Below are 17,488 nucleotides of genomic sequence, written 5' to 3'. Positions count from 1 at the left end.
CGCGCATCACTCCGGGGGGAAACACCGTCATGTCACTCGAACAGTCCGGAACGGGCAGTCCGTCGACCGAACAGCCGCTCGTGCGCTTCGGCGACATCGTGATGACCGAGCACTGGCTGATGACGCCCCAGGGAACCGTGCCGCTGGCCGGCACCCAGATCTACATCACCGACCAGACCCGCGTCGACCGCGTCACCCCGACCTGGGCGATCGTGCTGGCGATCGTGGGCTTCTTCGTGGTGTTCCTGTTCAGCCTGTTGTTCCTGCTGGCCCGCGACAACCGGGTCTCGGGCTTCATGCAGATCACGGTGGTCAACGGCTCGTTCACCTACCAGTCTGCCGAGCCCGTCGGCTACAACCCGGCCGCCCAGCTCTACGAGCTGCAGAACCGCGCGAACTACGCCCGCGGGCTCATCGCCCGAGCCGCCTGACCCGGCTCTCCACCGAGCCTTTCGAGCCCGTCGGGCCCGTCGGTCTCGCCGAGCCCGTCGAGGAAGCGCTTCAGAAGTCCGGCCAGCTCCTCCGGCGCATCGAGGGGCACGATGTGCCCGCTGGTGCTGATGAGCCGGCTCGTGAGATCGTCTGCGATCGGGCCGAGTTGCCGGGTGGTGGCGTCACCCACCACCCCTCCGCCGACCGTGAGCGTGGGAACGGTGAGCCGATTCCGACGCACCGCCTCGTCGATCTGCCGGGCGCTCGTGGGCATCGCCCGGTAGTACTCGAAGGCGCAGCGGAGCGAGTCGGGCCTCCGGTAGGCCTCGACGAAGGCATCTCGGATGCCGGCGTCGATTCCCTTGCCGTCCGCGGTGCCGATGCGGAGGAAGAAGTCGACGTACGCCTCCTCCTGCCCCGCGAGCACCGATTCCGCGAGGCCCGGCACGGCGTGGAACCCGAACCACCACGGTGGTCCGGCGCGGAAGAACTCGTCCGCCCCGGGAAGACGCCCGATGGTCGACTCGATCAGCACGAGACCGTCTACGAGCTCCGGATGCTCCAACCCGAGAAGGAAAGCCGGCGGCCCCCCTGCGTCGAGCCCGACCACGACCGCCGACGTCTCACCGAAGGCCTCGAGGACACCGCGCATGTCCCTCGCCAGGTTGCCGGCGTCGTAGCCGTCCGAGGCGCGAGCGCTGTCTCCCAGGCCGCGGAGGTCGGGCGCGATCACCCGGTGGCCTGCGGCGAGACCGTCGAGGATCGGGCTCCACACGCGCCAGGTGTGGGGGAAGCCGTGCATCAGCAGCACGGCCGGACCCTCGCCGCCGCTCGCGACGTTGAGCGTCGTGCCGTTCGTCGTGACCGCGCTCAGCGACAGGGCCGGTGCGTTCGGGATCGGTGCGTTCACGGTGCTCCTCGGTGGTTACCATTGGTGACCAGCCCAACGATAGGGAGCGCGCGATGACGGCGGAAGACGGCACTTTCGACACACCTGGTCACCTTTCGGTGACCACCGGCGCCGACGCGCACCGCGGCGATCTCTTCAGCCGCGACTGCCCGACCCGGCAGCTTCTCGACCGGATCGGCGGCAAGTGGGTCTCGATGGCCGTCAAGGTGCTCGGCGACGAGTACCCGGGCGAGGTCAGATTCGCCGAGCTCAAGCGGCGGATGCCCGGCATCTCGCAGAAGATGCTCGCGCAGACGCTCCGCAGCCTCGAGCGCGACACGCTCGTCGCCCGACGGGTCGAGGCGACCACCCCGCCCCGCGTGCACTACCGGCTGACCGACCTGGGCTACTCGCTCACCGAACCGATCGCCGCCCTGCGGGACTGGGCCGAACTGCACATGGCCCAGATCGACGCCGCGAACGCCGGCTGAGCCCGCCCGGTGGGGCGGGCCGCTGCCGCCCTGGTGGACCGGGAGGCCTGGTGGACCGGGCTGCCTAGTGGACCGGGATGCCCTCGATCGCGCCGCCCTCGCCCGCCGCGAGCAGGCCGTCCTCGTCGACCGAGCCCTCCTTGGGGCGCTTGACGAAGAACGCGGCCACGATCCCGGCGAGCGAGATCACGGCACCGCAGAGGAACGCGGCCTGCACGCCGGCCGCCGTGGCGGTCACCTCGGCGACCCCTGCTTGCTGCTGGGTGGCCGACACCCCGGCCATCACGGCGATGAACAGCGCGGTGCCCGAGGCGCCGGCCAGCTGCTGCACCGTGCCGACGACAGCCGATCCGTGCGAGTAGAGCTTCGGCTTCAGCGAGCCCAGGCCCGCCGTGAACAGCGGGGTGAAGAGCAGGGCGAGGCCCACGCTCAGGGCGACGTGCGCGGTCAGCACCCACCAGACCGACGTGGTCTCGGTGACCATGGTCAGCCCCCAGAGCACGGCACTGACGATGATCGATCCGGGCACCAGCAGCACCCGGGGGCCGTGCTTGTCGTAGAACCGGCCGACGAACGGCGCGAGCACGCCCATCATGATCCCGCCCGGCAGGAGCAGCAGGCCCGTCGAGAGCGAGTCGAGCTGCAGCACGTCCTGCAGATAGAACGGCAGCACGATGATCGTGCCGAACAGCGAGAGCATGCTCACCGCCATCAGCAGGATCGTCACCGTGAAGGTGCTCGACTTGAAAGTCCGCAGATCCAGCAGCGCACGGTCGCGGCGCTGCAGCCGCACCTGACGCAGCACGAAGAGGGCCAGCGCGACGATCCCGACGAACAGCGGCACACCCGCGGTCATCACGGTGGCCGCGGCACCGAGGTTCGAGAGGCCGAAGACCAGGCCGCCGAACCCGAAGGCCGAGAGGATGATCGAGGCGACGTCGATCGGCACGTTCCGCGGCGTGGTCACGTTCTTGACCCGCATGATGCCGAGCAGCAGCGCGCCGAGCGCGATCGGCAGGACGAGGATGAACATCCACCGCCACGACAGCGTGCTCAGGATGACGCCGGAGATGGTCGGCCCGATCGCGGGGGCGACCGAGATCACGATCGAGATGTTCCCCATCGTGCGTCCGCGCACCGCCGGCGGTACGAGGGTCATCACCGTCGTCATGAGCAGCGGCATCATGATCGCAGTGCCGCTGGCCTGCACGACGCGGCCGATCAGCAGCATCTCGAACCCGGGCGCGGAGGCCGCGATCAGGGTGCCGAGGCTGAAGAGCGACATCGCCGCGATGAAGATCGGGCGGGTGTTGAACCGCTGCAGCAGGAAGCCGGTGACCGGGATCACGACCGCCATGGTGAGCATGAACGCGGTCGAGAGCCACTGGGCGGCCACCTCGGTGATGCCGAGGTCGGTGACCAGGTGCGGGATGGCCACACCCATGATCGTCTCGTTCAGGATGACGACGAAGGCCGAGACGAGGAGCAGGTTGATGACGAGCTTGTTGCGTCGCTCGGTGATGGCGTCGGTCATGGGGAAGTCCTGTCGTCGATCGGCGGCCGGGGATTCCGGAAGTGCACGGGTACGGAGAGAGTGAACGCGGAACCGGCCGCCGTATTCCCCCTCGGCCGCGGTCCCAATGTGAACAGCGTACACATTAGGGCGCGAAAAGACCAGACCCGCAGCGAACCGCCCGTGGGATCGGCCCACAGGATCAGCCCGCGGGGCCGGCCCGCCGGGTCAGCGCTCGACGGCCTTCTTCAGGCTCTCCAGCAGGTACTCCCACCCCGGGTCGGTCTCGCGGTCGAGCACGCTGCCCGCGACCACCCCGGTGTGGATGAGCCGCACGAGCGTGCTCTCGGCGTCGGCCACGTCGTCGACGCGGTCCAGCCGCCAGTCGACGCGGGTGCCGTCCTCGTGCTCGACCTCCTTCGACCAGACCGGCTGGAAGGTCGTCGCGAGATGCCGGGGCGGCTCGTGCACGAGCACCTCGCCGACGATGTCGGGCAGCCCGTCCTCCCCCAGGTACCGGATCGGGGCGCCGACCTCCCAGGTCGACTCGACCGTGTTCGCGAACCACCACTCGCGCGTGTACTCCGGAGAGGTCAGCGACTGCCAGACCCGCTCGACGGGGGCCTCGATCAGGATCTCGAATTCGCGCACGGTCATGCCTCCATTCTGGTCAGGTGGGCGGGACCGGTCTACGGGTGCGGAGCATCCCGAGCCCTGTGGCGGCGATCACGGCCGCCACCGCGCACATCCCGATCACCGTGACGAGCGTCGCGATCCAGCCGAGCCGGTCGTAGACCACGCCGACGGCCCAGCCGAAGAACGCCGTGCCGCCCAGCCACGACAGCTGGTAGAGCGCGGTCGACTGCGCCCGGCCGACCTGCGCCCACCGCCCGCTCAGCCCACTGGCCACCGGATGCGCGCTGAAGCACCCGATCGTGAACACCACCAGTCCGATCACGACCACCACGAGCGAGTCGCTGAACATCAGCAACAGGCCGAGCACCATCACCGCGATGCCGCCGAGGATGACCCGGAGGTAGCCGATCCGCCCGCCCAGCCCAGCCGAGACCCTGCTGGCCGCGGTGCCGGAGAGATAGGCCAGGAAGAGCAGGCTCACGAGCGTCTGCGGCACCCCGAAGGGCGCCCCGGTGAGGTGGAAGCCGAGGTAGTTGTAGACCACCGAGAAAGCCCCCATCAGCAGGAAGCCGAGACCGTAGAGGGCCACCAGCACCGGGTCGCGGAGCGAGAACAGGATGCGGGTGGAGAGTGGATGCGCCGACGCCCGCTCCCGCACGAATCCGCGCGGCTCGGGCACAAGCGCCCAGAACACGGCGGCGGCCGCGGCGCCCAGCACCGACACCGCGAGCAGCCCCGTGCGCCAGCCGACCACCTCGGAGAGGGGGCCGGCGACGAGCCGCCCGGCGATGCCGCCGATCGTGTTGCCGGCGACGTAGGTGCCGGCGGCCACGCCCACCCATGCGCCGTGCAGCTCCTCGGCGAGGTACGCGACCGCGACCGCGGGCACCGCCCCGAGAGCGAGCCCGACCAGTCCCCGGGCGACCAGCACCGCTTCGAAGCTCGGCATCAGGGGCACGACGAGCGAGAGCGCGGTCGCCGAGAGCAGCGAGAGCTTCATCGCGGTCGTGCGCCCGATGCGGTCGGCGAGGGATGACCAGGGCAGCACCGAGACGGCGAGCCCGACGGTGGTGGCCGAGACGGTGAGCGCCGCGGTGGCCGCCGGGATCCCCAGCTCGCTCCGCAGTGCCGGGAGCACGGCCTGGGCGTCGAAGATCTGCGCGAAGGTCGCGAAGCCCGCGGCGAAGAGGGCGACGACGATCCGGCGGTAGGCACGCTCGCCCCGCTCGAAGCCGCGCCACGCGCGCGTCGGGTCGCCGGAGGTCACCCGACGATCCTGCCGTAGATCGTTCATTCCCTACAAGAAGTTGGCTTCTGTGCGAGACTCGACCGTGTCCGTCACCCCCGGTACCGAAAGCCTCCTCCCGATGACCTCAGATCCCCGCACCGACCGCGCCGAGATCGCGGCACGCCTGGCACTGTCGCTGGGCCGCCTCAATCGCAGCATCCGGGCCACGAGCGAACTCACGCCCGGTCAGGTCTCCGCGCTGTCGACGATCGTGCGCGGCGGCCCGATCCGCCCCGGCGACCTGGCCCGTGCCGAGCGCGTCGCCGCGCCCACGATCACCCGGCTGCTCGCCGACCTCGAGTCGAAGGCCCTCGTCGTGCGCTCGGCCGACCCCGACGACGGCCGCTCGTTCTTCGTCTCGTCGACCCCGGCCGGCGCCGACGCGATCCTGCGGGCGCGCACCGAGCGTGCCGAGCGGGTGCTCACCCTCTTCGACGAGCTGAGCGCCGAGCAGATCGCGTCGATCGCCGGGGCCCTCGACGCCCTGGAGTTCGCGGCCGAGGTCACGCCGAAGAGCTGACCGGCTTCAGCCGGCTCGGTCCGTGAGCGGGCCGATCGGTACGCAGCGGGTCAGCCCGCCGCGTGATCGGTACGCAGCGCGCTCAGCCCGCCGGGTGCGACCCGGTCGAGTACGACACCGTCGACTCCGACCGGCTGCCGAACCGGTACTCCGCGCCGTACCCGTCGTCAGCGACCGCCTGTACCTCGTCGTCCTGCTCGACGAAGACCGTGACGGGCGAGAAGCCGTGGGTCTCGCCGATGGCGCCGAGGCGCTCGACCAGAGCGCGCCGCGCATCCTTCTCGGCGGGGAACGGCTCGTCGTAGCCCCAGAGCGTCGAGAACGCGATCAGGGCGTCCTCCCCCGCTTCGAGCCGGTCGCCCTGCAGGGTCTGGGCCGGTTTCAGCGCGGTCCAGCCGCCGCCGGGCACGGAGGCTGCGATCTCGGCCTTCATCTCCTCGAGCATCTCGTCGTAGCCGGCGACGACCTCGGGCAGCGGCGGGCGGGCGCCGGATTCGGCCGGCTGCGAGCCGGGCTGCGATCCTGACTGCGAATCGGTGGTTCCCCGGTCGGGGGCGGAGTCGTTCACGTTCGGTCCTTTCCCGCAGCCGGTCAGGGCTGCGGCGGTGACGAGCAGGGCGGCGGCGCCGAGGACGGCGCGGAGCGGGAGTCGCGTCACGGCAGCCAGCCGGTCGCGAGATCCCAGCCGTAACGGAGGTAGCGGCCGGCCTCGGTGGCGGTCTCGACCGCCGTGTCGACCACGGTGTCGACGGCGCGGTCGACCGTGCGCACGGCGTCGCCGACCGTCTCGCGCACGACGTCTCCCCCGCCGGTGTTGCCGTTCGGCGAGACGATCGACTCGTCCGGCATCCCGGCGACGACGGTGGCGATGTTGTACTGGCTGGTCGACTTGTCGGCGAGGTAGGCCGAGTGCATGAGCGAGCCGGTCATCCCGTCCTGCGGGCTCGAGCTCAGGTTCGTGACGCCGTCGAGGTGGTTCGTGTCGGGGCCGAAGTAGCCGAGGTCGGCCACCGGGTCGTACGCCGCCTCGAGCACGTAGACCTCGCCGCTGGAGGTGCGGATGTCGCCGATGTCGCCCGTGCCGATGCCCGGCGAACCGAACGCCACGAAGTCGTCGAAAGCATCCGTCTGCTGCAGGGCCATGCCGGTCGTGTACGAGCCGTAGGAGTGGCCGAGCGCCGTCAGGTGCCCGTCGGCGTTGTTCGCGCGGATGCCCTCGCCGAAGCTCGCCAGGTCCTGGCCGCCCTCGGCGCCGTAAGCGGGGTCCGCGACCTCGAGGTTCTGCGGGGCGTGGTACCCCATCCAGACCACCATCGCGGTGGTCTCCTCGCCCCGGCCGCTCTGCGCGAGTTGCTGCTCTGTCTCGCGGCGGAGGGCCGCCATCTCGGCCACCGGGCCGGAGAGCCCGTCGGCGGTGTCGGCGCGGGAGTTCATCCCCTGCGTGTAGACGCCCACGTGGTCGGCGGTGTCGACGTCGCCGAGCGCGACGGCGACGCGCACCGGGTCGCCGGAGGTCGTGTCGAGCAGGAGCAGGTGGGCATCCTGCCCCGGGGCCTCCAGCACGTCCTGGGTGTTCTTCAGCACCGCGATCGCGTTGGCGAGCCGTTCGGCGGCGGCCGCGTCGGTGGGGACGGGCAGGCTCTCGAGGCGGGCGAGCTCTTCGGTGAGGTAGAGACGGTTGGCCTCGTCGCGCACGGCCGCCGGGATGCCGTCGAGGCTCCCGATGTCGCCCGGGTGCTCCTGGATGTACTGCTGCTGCTCGGCCTCGCTCAGCGAGTCCCACCAGTCGCGCACGCTGTCGGCCGAGGCGCCGTCGGCGGGGAGGCCGGGCGTGCCGCCTTCACTGCCCGAGCCGCCGGTACCGCCGGTACCGCCGGTACCGCCCGTTCCGGTGCCGGTACCGCCGGTGCCGCTTCCGCCGTCGTCGGTGCTCGTCCGTTCCTGCTCGTCGGCGTTCTTCGCCAGCGACGACGCGCCCTGGCCGAGCAGTTGCACCGCGCTCATCAGCTGCTTGGTGTGCTGGGCGCTCCACACGACGCGGAACTGCTGCGCGTCCGGGCCGCTCCACGGGCTCGCGGCGACCTGGGCCGAGACCGTCGACCCCGCTCCGGCGAGCCGGCCCGCAGCATCGCTGAAGGTCTTCGCGAGCCGCCTCAGCTCCTCGACGTCGGCTCCGTAGACCGCCATCCGGCACCCCCTCCGTGTCGCCCCGCCGTGTCATCCCACCGTAGGGTGTCGGCGTCGCGGGGGTCGATGGGGAGAACTCCCCCGCGACCCTGGCGGGGCTCCGTGGTCGGGCATAGCGTGTGCGCATGACGGACATCGCAGACCGCCCGCGCACCGAGGCGGTCATCCTCAGCATCAACGGCGCTCTGCACGACCTCGAGCTCGACACCCGCACGACGCTGCTCGACGCGCTCCGCGAGCACCTCGACCTGATCGGCAGCAAGAAGGGCTGCGACCACGGGCAGTGCGGCGCCTGCACGGTGCTCGTCGACGGGCGGCGGATGAACAGCTGCCTGATCCTCGCCGTGCAGGCCGCGGGGTCGGAGGTCGTGACGATCGAAGGGCTCGCGAGCGACAGCTCGGGCGAACGCGACGCCGGCGGCGACAGGGGCACCGACACCGACACCGGCCGCGACCGCGACGGCGGCCTGTCCGGCGAGGCCGACACCGACTGGGCCGGCACCGACTGGGCCGGCACCGACGAGCACGATGCCGGCGAGGACGGGTCCCGCCTCCATCCCGTGCAGCGCGCCTTCCTCCGCCGCGACGCCTTCCAGTGCGGCTACTGCACCCCCGGCCAGATCTGCTCCGCGGTCGGGATGCTCGACGAGGCCCGCGAAGGCTGGCCCAGCCACGCGACGGCCGACATCGCCGCCGAGGGCGTGATCCTCGACGACGAGGAGGTGCGCGAGCGGATGAGCGGCAACCTCTGCCGCTGCGGCGCCTACGCCCACATCGTCCCCGCCATCCTGGACGCGGCCCGATGAAGACCTTCGACTACCTCCGCCCCGCCGACGCCCGCGAGGCCGTCGCCGCCCTCGCCGCGCATCCCGAGGCCCGACTGCTCTCGGGAGGCACGAACCTCGTCGACCTGATGAAGCTCGGCGTCGAACGCCCCGAACTCGTCGTCGACGTCAACCGCGTCGACTTCGGCGGCATCGAGGCGCAGCCCGACGGCGGTCTGCTGATCGGGGCCGGGGTCCGCAACAGCGAGCTCGCCGCCGACCTCCTCGTGCGCACCCGCTACCCCGTGGTCGCGCGGGCCCTGCTCTCGGCTGCGTCCGGGCAGCTCCGCAACATGGCGAGCACCGGCGGCAACCTCCTGCAGCGCACCCGCTGCACCTACTTCATGGACACCACGAAGCCCTGCAACAAGCGCGAACCCGGCACTGGATGCCCGGCTCACGCCGGCCTCTCGCGCGAGCTCGGCATCCTCGGGGTCTCCGACGCCTGCATCGCCACCCACCCCGGCGACTTCGCGGTCGCCCTCGCGGCGCTCGACGCCGAGATCCGCTTCGAAACGTCAGACGGCCCGGGATCCCTGCCGATCGAGGAGTTCTACCGGCTGCCCGGCGAGCATCCCGAGCGCGACACGACGCTGCCGGCCGGCGCCGTGATCACCGGAGTGCGCATCCCGGGCCTGCCCTACGGGGCCGTCTCGACCTATCGCAAGGCGCGCGACCGTCGCTCCTACGCCTTCGGGCTGGCGACCGTCGCGGCCGCGATCGACGTCGAGGACGGGCGGGTGCGCGACGTGCGGATCGCTCTCGGCGGCGTCGCCCACAAGCCCTGGCGGGCGCGCCGGGCGGAGGAACTGCTCATCGGCGGCGCTGCCATGCGCGAGCAGTTCGAGCGGGCGGCCGCGGCCGAACTGGCCCAGGCGACCCCGACCGAGCAGAACGCCTTCAAGGTGGGCCTGGCCGAGCGGTTGATCGTCGGCGTGCTGACTGAGCTGACCGAGCTGCGAGACGAGACGGAGCCGCCCGAGTCGACGGATACGACGGCGCCGACGGGGCCGACGACGGGAGACGACGCATGAGCATCCAGGAGCTGGCCGGCACACCGGGCGCCCTCGGCGAACCGCTGCCCCGCCTCGAGGGCCACGCGAAGGTCACCGGCGCCGCGCGGTACGCCGCCGAGCACACCCCGAGCGGCACGCTCTACGGCTGGCCCGTACAAGCCACCGTGGGGCGCGGCCGCATCCGCTCGATCGATGTCGAGGCCGCCGAGGCGTTCCCGGGCGTTCGGCTCGTCATCACCTCGGCCAACGCGCTCCGGCTCGCGGATGCGGGCGACGGCGAGCTGCTGGTGCTGCAGAGCGACCGGGTCGCCTACCGCCGGCAGGTCGTCGCCCTCGTCGTGGCCGAGACGGCCGAGGAGGCGCGCGAGGCCGCGGCAGCCCTGGTCGTCCGTTACGCCGACGAGGCTCCGGACTCCCTGCTGAGCACCACCCAGCCGGCGCTCTACGCCCCCGAGAAGGTCAACGCCGGCTTCGCCACCGACAGCGAGCAGGGCTACGTCGACGCCGCGCTCGCGACCGCCGCGCACACGGTCGACGTCGAGTACGCCACCCCGGCCCTGTTCAACAACCCGATGGAGCCGCACGCCACCGTGGCCCGGCTGGTGGGCGACCGGCTCGAGGTGATCGACTCGTCGCAGGGCACCAGCGCCGTGAAGGCGTCCTTGGCGACCCTCTTCGACCGCGATCCCGAGAGCATCCGGGTGCGCGCCGAGCACGTCGGCGGCGGCTTCGGCTCGAAGGGCTCCCCTCGGCCGTGCGTGGTGCTCGCGACGATGGCCGCCTTGATGCTGCCCGGCACCCCGGTCAAAGTGGTCTACACACGGCAGATGATGTTCGCGCTGGCCGGATACCGCACGCCGACCATCTCGCGCTTCCGGCTCGGGGCCGGAACCGACGGCCGGCTCACCGCGATCTCGCACCAGGCCTACTCGCAGACCTCGACCGTGCAGGAGTTCGCCGAGCAGACCGCCGAGGTCACCCGGCACGTCTACGCGGCCCCGAACCGGCTGACCACGCACCGGGTCGCGGCCCTCGACGTGCCGACGCCGCGCTGGATGCGCGCGCCCGGCGAGTGCCCTGGCATGTACGCCCTCGAGTCGGCGATGGACGAGCTCGCCGAGGCGACCGGCATCGACCCGGTCGAGCTGCGCATCCTGAACGAGCCCTCGGTCGACCCGGAGAGCGGGCTGGAGTTCAGCTCGAGGCACCTCGTGGAGTGCCTGCGGCGGGGAGCCGAGCTCTTCGGGTGGCCGGAGCGGCGGCGCGGAGGCCGGCCGACGGACGGGGCGCAGGGCCGCGGGCGGTTCCTCACCGGAGCCGGGGTCGCGTCATCCATCTACCCGGCGATGACCCAGGTCAGCGGCGCCACCGTCACCGCGCTCCCGGAGGGCCGCTACGAGGTCGGCGTCAACGCGACCGACATCGGCACCGGGGCACGCACGGTGCTGCTGCAGATCGCCGCCGACGCGCTCGGCGTACCGGCCGAGACGGTCGTCATCCGCATCGCCGACAGCGACCTGCCGAAGGCCTCGGTCGCGGGCGGGTCGTCGGGCACGGCGTCGTGGGGCTGGGCCGTCACGAAGGCCTGCACCCGGTTGCGTGCCCAGCTCGATCAGGGCGCTCCGCTGCCGCCCGAGGGCCTGTCGGTGACCGTCGACACGACCGAGGAGGTCGGGGCCATGGCCGAACGGGCGCGCTTCGCCTTCGGCGCGCAGTTCGCCGAGGTGCGGGTCGACCTCGACTCGGGCGAGATCGCGGTGACGCGGATGACGGGGGTCTTCGCGGCCGGCCGCATCCTGAACCCGCGCACCGCCCGATCGCAGTTCCTCGGTGCCATGACGATGGGCATCTCGATGGCGCTGCACGAGAACGGCGAACTGGATGCGCGGTTCGGCGACTACGCCAACCACGACTTAGCCGGGTACCACGTGGCGGTCTCGGCCGACGTGCCGGCGATCGAGGTGGTGTGGCTGCCGGAGCACGACGACGCCCTGGCCCCGATGGGCGGCAAGGGCATCGGCGAGATCGGGATCGTGGGTGCCGCGGCCGCCGTCGGGAACGCGGTGCACGACGCGACCGGGATCCGGGTGCGGTCGCTGCCGATCCAGCCGGACTCGCTGCTCGGCGAGCTGGCGCAGCGGGGCCGGTAGCGAACCGCCGCGCCCTTCAGCGGTTCAGCGGGTCGCGGGTCAGCGGGTCGCGGTCAGCGGCTCAGCCTCAGACGAACGGGTTGCTGAGCACACCGATTCCGGCGATCTCGATCTCGACGGTGTCGCCGGACTCCATCGGCTCGATCCCCGCCGGTGTGCCGGTGAGGATGACGTCGCCCGGCAGCAGCGTGAACACGGCCGAGGCGTAGGCGATGATCTCGGCCACCGAGTGGATCATGTCGGTCAGCGGAGCGCTTTGCTTGAGCACGCCGTTCAGCCGGGTCTCGACCGTGCCGGCGCCGAGGTCGAACTCGGTCTCGATCACCGGTCCCAGCGGGCAGAAGGTGTCGAAGCCCTTGGCCCGCGCCCACTGGCCGTCGGTCTTCTGCAGGTCGCGGGCCGTGACGTCGTTGCCGATCGTGTAGCCGAAGATCACGCTGGCGGCGTCGGCCGCGGCGACGTTCTTGGCGACCGAGCCGATCACCACGGCGAGCTCGCCCTCGAAGTCGACGCGGTTCGACTGCGGCGGGCGCACGATCCGGTCGCCGGGGCCGATCACGGAGGTGTTGGGCTTCAGGAACAGCAGCGGCTCTGCCGGCGCCTCCCCGCCCATCTCGGCGGCGTGGTCGGCGTAGTTCTTGCCGACGCAGACGACCTTCGACCGCGGGATGACCGGGGCCAGCAGCGTCGCCTCGGTGAGCGGCACGCGCTCGCCCGTCGTGTCGAACCCCGCGAACATCGGGTCGCCGTTCAGAACGACGAGTGCGTCGTCATCCACGATCCCGAAATTGATGGCCCCCCGATGACTGAACCGTGCAATCTTCATACCCCCACCCTACGGCGCACCGGTTGGCCGCAGCATCCACCCCGGAACCGAACGCAACAGGCCCCTCCCAGCCGACCCAGGGTGAGCGCGTCGCCGCGGATCACGACCGAAGGCCGCGATCCGCGACGGCACGCGAACATGTCGCCTGCGCCGCAGAGGCGGCGGCGCAGCTAGACCAGCTTCGTCAGCCAACCATGGCGGTCCGGGATACGGCCGTACTGGATGTCCGTCAGCTCCTGGCGGATCGACATGGTCAGCTCCCCCGCCGGCGCGTTCTCGTCGCCGATCGTGAAGTCGGGCGACTTGAGCGACGAGATCGGGGTGATCACGGCGGCGGTGCCGCAGGCGAAGACCTCGGTGATCTCGCCGGACTCGATGCCCTCGCGCCACTCCTGCACCGTGACGTCGCGCTCCTCCACTCGGAGCCCGCGGTCCTTCGCGAGCTGGATGATGCTGTCGCGCGTGATCCCCTCGAGGATCGTGCCGGTGAGCCGGGGCGTGACGATCGTGCCACCCTGGTGCACGAAGAACACGTTCATCCCGCCGAGCTCGTCGATGTGCTCGCCGGTCTCGCCGTCGAGGAAGAGCACCTGCGCGCATCCGTTCTCGTAGGCCTCCTGCTGGGGCAGCAGCGAGGCGGCGTAGTTGCCGCCGCACTTGGCCGCCCCGGTGCCGCCGCGACCGGCCCGGGAGTACTCGGTCGAGAGCCAGATCGACACCGGCGCGACTCCGCCCGGGAAGTAGGCGCCCGCGGGGCTCGCGATCACGTAGTAGCTGACCTTCTGCGCCGGCCGCACGCCGAGGAAGGACTCGTTGGCGATCATGAAGGGCCGCAGGTACAGGCTCGTCTCGGGCGCGCTCGGCACCCAGCCGGCGTCGATCGTGACGATCTGGCGGATCGACTCCACGAAGTCCTCCGTGCTGAGCTCGGGCAGGGCGAGCCGGCGGGCCGACCGCTGCAGGCGCTCGGCGTTCTTCTCCGGGCGGAAGGTGTAGATGCCGCCGTCGGCGTGCCGGTAGGCCTTGAGGCCCTCGAAGATCTCCTGGGCGTAGTGCAGCACCGCGGCCGAGGGGTCGAGCATCAGCGGTCCGTACGGGATCACGGTCGCGTCGTGCCAGCCCTCGTCGACGCTCCAGTCGATCCGCACCATGTGGTCGGTGAAGTGCTTGCCGAACCCGGGGTCGGCGAGGATGACCTCGCGTTCGGCCTCGGCACGCGCATCCTGGGTCGGCGTGAGCTCGAACTGGAGGGGGAAGGTGGTGCTGTCTGCGATGGTCATGATCTGTCTTCCGTCAGAGTGCTGAAGTGGGTGCGGCGGCCGTCGCGCGGGTGACGGCCTGGGCGATCGCGTCGCCGATCTCGGTCGTGGTGCGGCGGGTGCCGGCGCGCGAGGAGATGTCGGTGACGACGGCGTCGCGAACGGAACCGGCCGCCTCGTCGAGCCCCAGGTGGTCCAGGAGCAGGGCGACCGAGAGGATCGCCGCCGTGGGATCGGCCTTGTTCTGACCTGCGATGTCGGGAGCGGATCCGTGGACCGGTTCGAACATCGAGGGATACGTGCCGTCGGGGTTGATGTTGCCCGAGGCCGCCAATCCGATTCCGCCGCTGATCGCGCCGGCGAGGTCGGTGAGGATGTCGCCGAAGAGGTTGTCCGTGACGATGACATCGAATCTAGCAGGGTCGGTGACCAGGAAGATGGTCGCGGCGTCGACATGGAGGTAGTCGACGGCCACTTGTGGGAAGGTGGCCCCCACCTCGTCGACGATCCGCTTCCAGAGCCCGCCGGCGAAGGTCAGCACGTTGGTCTTGTGCACCAGGGTGAGCTTGCCGCGGCGGGCCGCCGCCCGGGCGAAGGCGTCGCGGACGACGCGCTCGACGCCGTAGGCGGTGTTCACCGAGACCTCGTTGGCGACCTCGTGCGGTGTGCCGACGCGGATCGCCCCGCCGTTGCCGACGTACGGCCCTTCGGTGCCCTCGCGGACCACGACGAAGTCGACGTCCCCGTGCTCGGCCAGCGGCGACGGGACTCCCGGGTAGATCGTGGTCGGGCGGAGGTTCACGTAGTGGTCGAGCGAGAACCGCAGCTTCAGCAGCAGGCCGCGCTCGATGTTCGCGTCCTTCAGCCGGGGGTCGCCGGGCACTCCCCCGACGGCGCCGAGCAGGATGACATCGTTGCCCGCGATCGCCGCCAGATCCTCATCGGTGAGCACCTCACCGGTCTCGAGATACCGCCCCGCCCCGAGCGAGAACGTCGTCTTCTCGAACACGACGTCGGAGGGAGTGACGGCGTCGAGCACCTTCACCGCCTCGGCGACGACCTCGGGTCCGATCCCGTCCCCGGGAATGAGTGCGATCTTGATCGTGCGAGCCATGTCCCCCAGATTACTGTCCAGACCGGCACACGACCGCAACAGGCCGTACTCAACGCCCCAGGGTGAGCGCGCCGCCGCGAACCACGACCGCAACAGGCCGTACTCAACGCCCCAGAGTGAGCGCGTCGCCGCGAATCACGACCGCAACAGGCCGTTCTCGACGACCCAGGGTGAGCGCGTCGCCGCGGATCACGACCGAAGGCCGCGATCCGCGACGGCACGCGAACATCTCGCCCGCGCCGCAGAGGCGGCGGCGCGGCATCTAATCAGTGACGTCGATCTCGCGCATGAGGTCGGCCTCGATCGTGGTTCGCACCTTCTCGAGCAGCCCGTCGGGCACGGGCGAGTCGACGATCAGCACACTGAGCGCCTTGCCACCGGCCTCGTGGCGTGCGATCTGCATGCCCGCGATGTTGACCGAGGCGTCGCCGAACTCCTTGCCGTAGACCGCGACGATGCCGGGGCGGTCGGTGTAGAGCATGACGATCAGGTGCTCGGCGATCGGCACCTCGACGTCGTAGCCGTTGATCTCCACGATCTTCTCGATCTGCTTGGTGCCGGTCAGCGTTCCTGAGACCGAGACCTGCGAGCCGTCGCTGAGCGCACCGCTCAGGGTGATGACGTTGCGGTACTCCTCCGACACGGGGTCGGTGATCAGCCGCACGGTCACTCCGCGCTGCTCGGCGAGCAGGGGCGCGTTCACGTACGAGACGCTCTCGCTCACGACGTTGGTGAAGACGCCCTTGAGCGCGGCGAGCTTCAGCACGCTCACGTCGTAGTCGGCGAGCTCGCCCTTGACGACGACGTCGATGCTCGTCAGGGGGCTCTCGGCGAGACCGGAGAAGACCTGGCCGAGCTTCTCGATCAGCGGGATGCCGGGGCGCACGTACGGGTCGATGACCCCGCCGGCGACGTTGACCGCATCCGGGACCAGTTCGCCGGAGAGCGCGAGGCGCACCGACTTCGCGACCGAGACGCCCGCCTTCTCCTGAGCCTCGTCGGTCGAGGCGCCGAGGTGCGGGGTGACGACCACGTTCGGCAGCGCGAGCAGCGGCGAGTCCTTCGGCGGCTCGGAGACGAAGACGTCGAGCCCGGCTCCGGCGATCACGTTGTTCGTCAGGGCGCGGTAGAGCGCATCCTCGTCGATCAGGCCGCCACGGGCGACGTTCACGATGAACGCGGTCGGCTTCATCTTGGCCAGCTGCTCGTCCGAGATCATGCCCGTGGTCTCGGGCGTCTTCGGCATGTGGATCGTGATGAAGTCGCTCTGCTCGAGCAGCTCGTCGAGGGTCACCAGGGTGACGCCGAGCTGCTGGGCGCGGGCGCCGGTGACGTAGGGGTCGTAGGCGATCACGTTCACGCCGAAGGCCTGCAGGCGCGCGGTGATCAGCGCGCCGATGCGGCCGAGGCCGATGATGCCGACGGTCTTCTCGAACAGCTCGACACCTGTGTAGGCCGACCGCTTCCACTGCCCCTGCGCGAGCGCGGCGTGGGCGGCGGGGATGTGGCGGGCCAGGCTCAGGATGTGGCCGACGGTGAGCTCGGCCGCCGAGACGATGTTCGAGGTGGGCGCGTTGACCACCATGACGCCGGCGGTGGTGGCCGCCTTGATGTCGACGTTGTCGAGGCCGACTCCGGCGCGGGCGACGACCTGCAGCTTCGGGGCCGCGGCGATGGCCTCGGCGTCGACCTTGGTCGCGGAGCGCACGAGGATGGCGTTCGCATCGGCGAGCGCGGCCAGCAGGGCGGGCCTGTCGGTCCCGTCGACGGAGCGCACGTCGAAGTCGGGCCCGAGGGCGTCGACGGTGGCGGGAGAGAGTTCTTCGGCGATCAGCACGACCGGCTTCGACACGAGACGGGTCCTTCGGTTCTTCGGCGGGGGAACTTCTCAACTGTAGTGCAGCGAGAATGAGGGCATGGACTCCGCAACCGGCTCTGTGACGCTCGATGTCGTCGTCACGATCCTCCGCATCCTGATCGCCGTCGTGTTCATCGGGATGGGCGTGAATCACTTCGTCCCCCGGTCGGCGCGCACCATGGCGGCGATGATCCCGCCGTGGCTCCGGCCGGACGGCCGGGTCACCCCGCTGACGCTGGTCTACCTCACCGGGGTCTGCGAGATCGCGGGCGGGCTGGGGCTGCTGTTCCCGCCGACGCGGATCGCCGCCGGCATCGCGCTCGTGCTGTTCCTGGCCTGCGTCTTCCCGGCGAACGCCTATGCGGCCGGGCGCCGCGAGAAGTTCGGGGCGCTGGCGATCCCGTTCTGGCCGAGGCTCGTCGGGCAGGTCGTGCTGGCCGCGCTGGTGCTCGTCGTCGCGTTCCTCTGACGGGCGAGGCAGTCGC

At 70.9% G+C, this 17,488-nt stretch carries 17 protein-coding genes; 7 read left to right on the top strand and 10 right to left on the bottom strand.

Annotated elements, in window-relative coordinates:
• Positions 1–29 precede the first annotated feature (29 nt).
• Positions 30–431: a hypothetical protein gene (locus HSO01S_RS12940; protein WP_066042028.1), complete on the top strand. Its 402-nt coding sequence runs from the start codon at positions 30–32 to the stop codon at positions 429–431.
• On the opposite strand, the gene HSO01S_RS12935 is transcribed toward HSO01S_RS12940, so the two are convergent.
• Complete coding sequence (locus tag HSO01S_RS12935; protein ID WP_218003807.1) at positions 398–1,342, bottom strand: alpha/beta fold hydrolase; 945 nt, start codon at positions 1,340–1,342, stop codon at positions 398–400. The genes HSO01S_RS12940 and HSO01S_RS12935 overlap by 34 nt on opposite strands.
• Positions 1,343–1,395: 53 nt before the next feature.
• On the opposite strand from HSO01S_RS12935, the gene HSO01S_RS12930 reads away from it, so the two are divergent.
• Positions 1,396–1,812 carry a winged helix-turn-helix transcriptional regulator gene (locus tag HSO01S_RS12930; protein ID WP_084361644.1) on the top strand — a complete coding sequence of 139 codons (417 nt, stop codon included), beginning with the start codon at positions 1,396–1,398 and terminating at the stop codon, positions 1,810–1,812.
• A gap of 64 nt (positions 1,813–1,876) precedes the next feature.
• On the opposite strand, the gene HSO01S_RS12925 is transcribed toward HSO01S_RS12930, so the two are convergent.
• From HSO01S_RS12925 to HSO01S_RS12915, 3 genes are all read right to left on the bottom strand, one after another.
• On the bottom strand, positions 1,877–3,346 hold the full coding sequence (locus tag HSO01S_RS12925) for an MDR family MFS transporter (RefSeq protein WP_084361643.1): 1,470 nt from the start codon (positions 3,344–3,346) through the stop codon (positions 1,877–1,879).
• 207 nt (positions 3,347–3,553) lie between these two features.
• Entirely contained in the window at positions 3,554–3,982 is a 429-nt protein-coding gene (locus HSO01S_RS12920) for an SRPBCC domain-containing protein (protein ID WP_066042026.1), read from the bottom strand.
• A 13-nt stretch (positions 3,983–3,995) separates the two neighbouring features.
• Entirely contained in the window at positions 3,996–5,228 is a 1,233-nt protein-coding gene (locus HSO01S_RS12915; RefSeq protein ID WP_245636000.1) for an MFS transporter, read from the bottom strand.
• 100 nt (positions 5,229–5,328) lie between these two features.
• Between HSO01S_RS12915 and HSO01S_RS12910 the strand changes: the two genes are divergently transcribed.
• Positions 5,329–5,769 carry a MarR family winged helix-turn-helix transcriptional regulator gene (locus HSO01S_RS12910; protein WP_066042223.1) on the top strand — a complete coding sequence of 147 codons (441 nt, stop codon included), beginning with the start codon at positions 5,329–5,331 and terminating at the stop codon, positions 5,767–5,769.
• A gap of 82 nt (positions 5,770–5,851) precedes the next feature.
• Here HSO01S_RS12910 and HSO01S_RS12905 read toward each other — a convergent pair whose 3' ends face one another.
• Both HSO01S_RS12905 and HSO01S_RS12900 read right to left on the bottom strand, forming a co-directional pair.
• A complete protein-coding gene (locus tag HSO01S_RS12905) occupies positions 5,852–6,427 on the bottom strand; it encodes an LppA family lipoprotein (protein WP_066042022.1) in 576 nt (191 codons plus the stop codon).
• Entirely contained in the window at positions 6,424–7,956 is a 1,533-nt protein-coding gene (locus tag HSO01S_RS12900) for an alpha/beta hydrolase (protein WP_066042020.1), read from the bottom strand. The genes HSO01S_RS12905 and HSO01S_RS12900 overlap by 4 nt, the downstream gene beginning before the upstream one ends.
• Before the next feature lie 125 nt (positions 7,957–8,081).
• Here HSO01S_RS12900 and HSO01S_RS12895 point away from each other — a divergent pair, with 125 nt between their 5' ends.
• The 3 genes from HSO01S_RS12895 to HSO01S_RS12885 are packed head-to-tail and all read left to right on the top strand — an operon-like array spanning position 8,082 to position 11,946.
• Entirely contained in the window at positions 8,082–8,762 is a 681-nt protein-coding gene (locus tag HSO01S_RS12895) for a 2Fe-2S iron-sulfur cluster-binding protein (RefSeq protein WP_066042018.1), read from the top strand.
• Complete coding sequence (locus HSO01S_RS12890) at positions 8,759–9,814, top strand: FAD binding domain-containing protein (protein ID WP_084361640.1); 1,056 nt, start codon at positions 8,759–8,761, stop codon at positions 9,812–9,814. Before HSO01S_RS12895 ends, HSO01S_RS12890 begins: the two co-directional genes overlap by 4 nt.
• Positions 9,811–11,946: a xanthine dehydrogenase family protein molybdopterin-binding subunit gene (locus HSO01S_RS12885; protein ID WP_066042016.1), complete on the top strand. Its 2,136-nt coding sequence runs from the start codon at positions 9,811–9,813 to the stop codon at positions 11,944–11,946. The genes HSO01S_RS12890 and HSO01S_RS12885 overlap by 4 nt, the downstream gene beginning before the upstream one ends.
• Before the next feature lie 67 nt (positions 11,947–12,013).
• Here HSO01S_RS12885 and HSO01S_RS12880 read toward each other — a convergent pair whose 3' ends face one another.
• From HSO01S_RS12880 to serA, 4 genes are all read right to left on the bottom strand, one after another.
• Positions 12,014–12,772: a fumarylacetoacetate hydrolase family protein gene (locus tag HSO01S_RS12880; RefSeq protein ID WP_066042014.1), complete on the bottom strand. Its 759-nt coding sequence runs from the start codon at positions 12,770–12,772 to the stop codon at positions 12,014–12,016.
• Between the two features lie 170 nt (positions 12,773–12,942).
• The gene (locus HSO01S_RS12875) at positions 12,943–14,052 is read right to left on the bottom strand and encodes a branched-chain amino acid aminotransferase (RefSeq protein ID WP_084361639.1); all 1,110 of its coding nucleotides are present in this window, start codon (positions 14,050–14,052) and stop codon (positions 12,943–12,945) included.
• Positions 14,053–14,065: 13 nt separating this feature from the next.
• The gene (locus HSO01S_RS12870; protein ID WP_066042012.1) at positions 14,066–15,145 is read right to left on the bottom strand and encodes a 3-isopropylmalate dehydrogenase; all 1,080 of its coding nucleotides are present in this window, start codon (positions 15,143–15,145) and stop codon (positions 14,066–14,068) included.
• Between the two features lie 262 nt (positions 15,146–15,407).
• The gene (serA, locus tag HSO01S_RS12865) at positions 15,408–16,997 is read right to left on the bottom strand and encodes a phosphoglycerate dehydrogenase (protein ID WP_066042009.1); all 1,590 of its coding nucleotides are present in this window, start codon (positions 16,995–16,997) and stop codon (positions 15,408–15,410) included.
• Positions 16,998–17,061: 64 nt separating this feature from the next.
• Between serA and HSO01S_RS12860 the strand changes: the two genes are divergently transcribed.
• A complete protein-coding gene (locus HSO01S_RS12860; protein WP_066042007.1) occupies positions 17,062–17,472 on the top strand; it encodes a DoxX family protein in 411 nt (136 codons plus the stop codon).
• Positions 17,473–17,488 lie beyond the last annotated feature (16 nt).

The sequence above is a fragment of the Herbiconiux solani NBRC 106740 genome (genome assembly GCF_001571005.1).
Lineage (GTDB): Bacteria > Actinomycetota > Actinomycetes > Actinomycetales > Microbacteriaceae > Herbiconiux > Herbiconiux solani.
The sequence above is the reverse complement of the archived record's forward strand: the minus strand, read 5'-3'. Positions and strand labels throughout refer to the sequence as shown.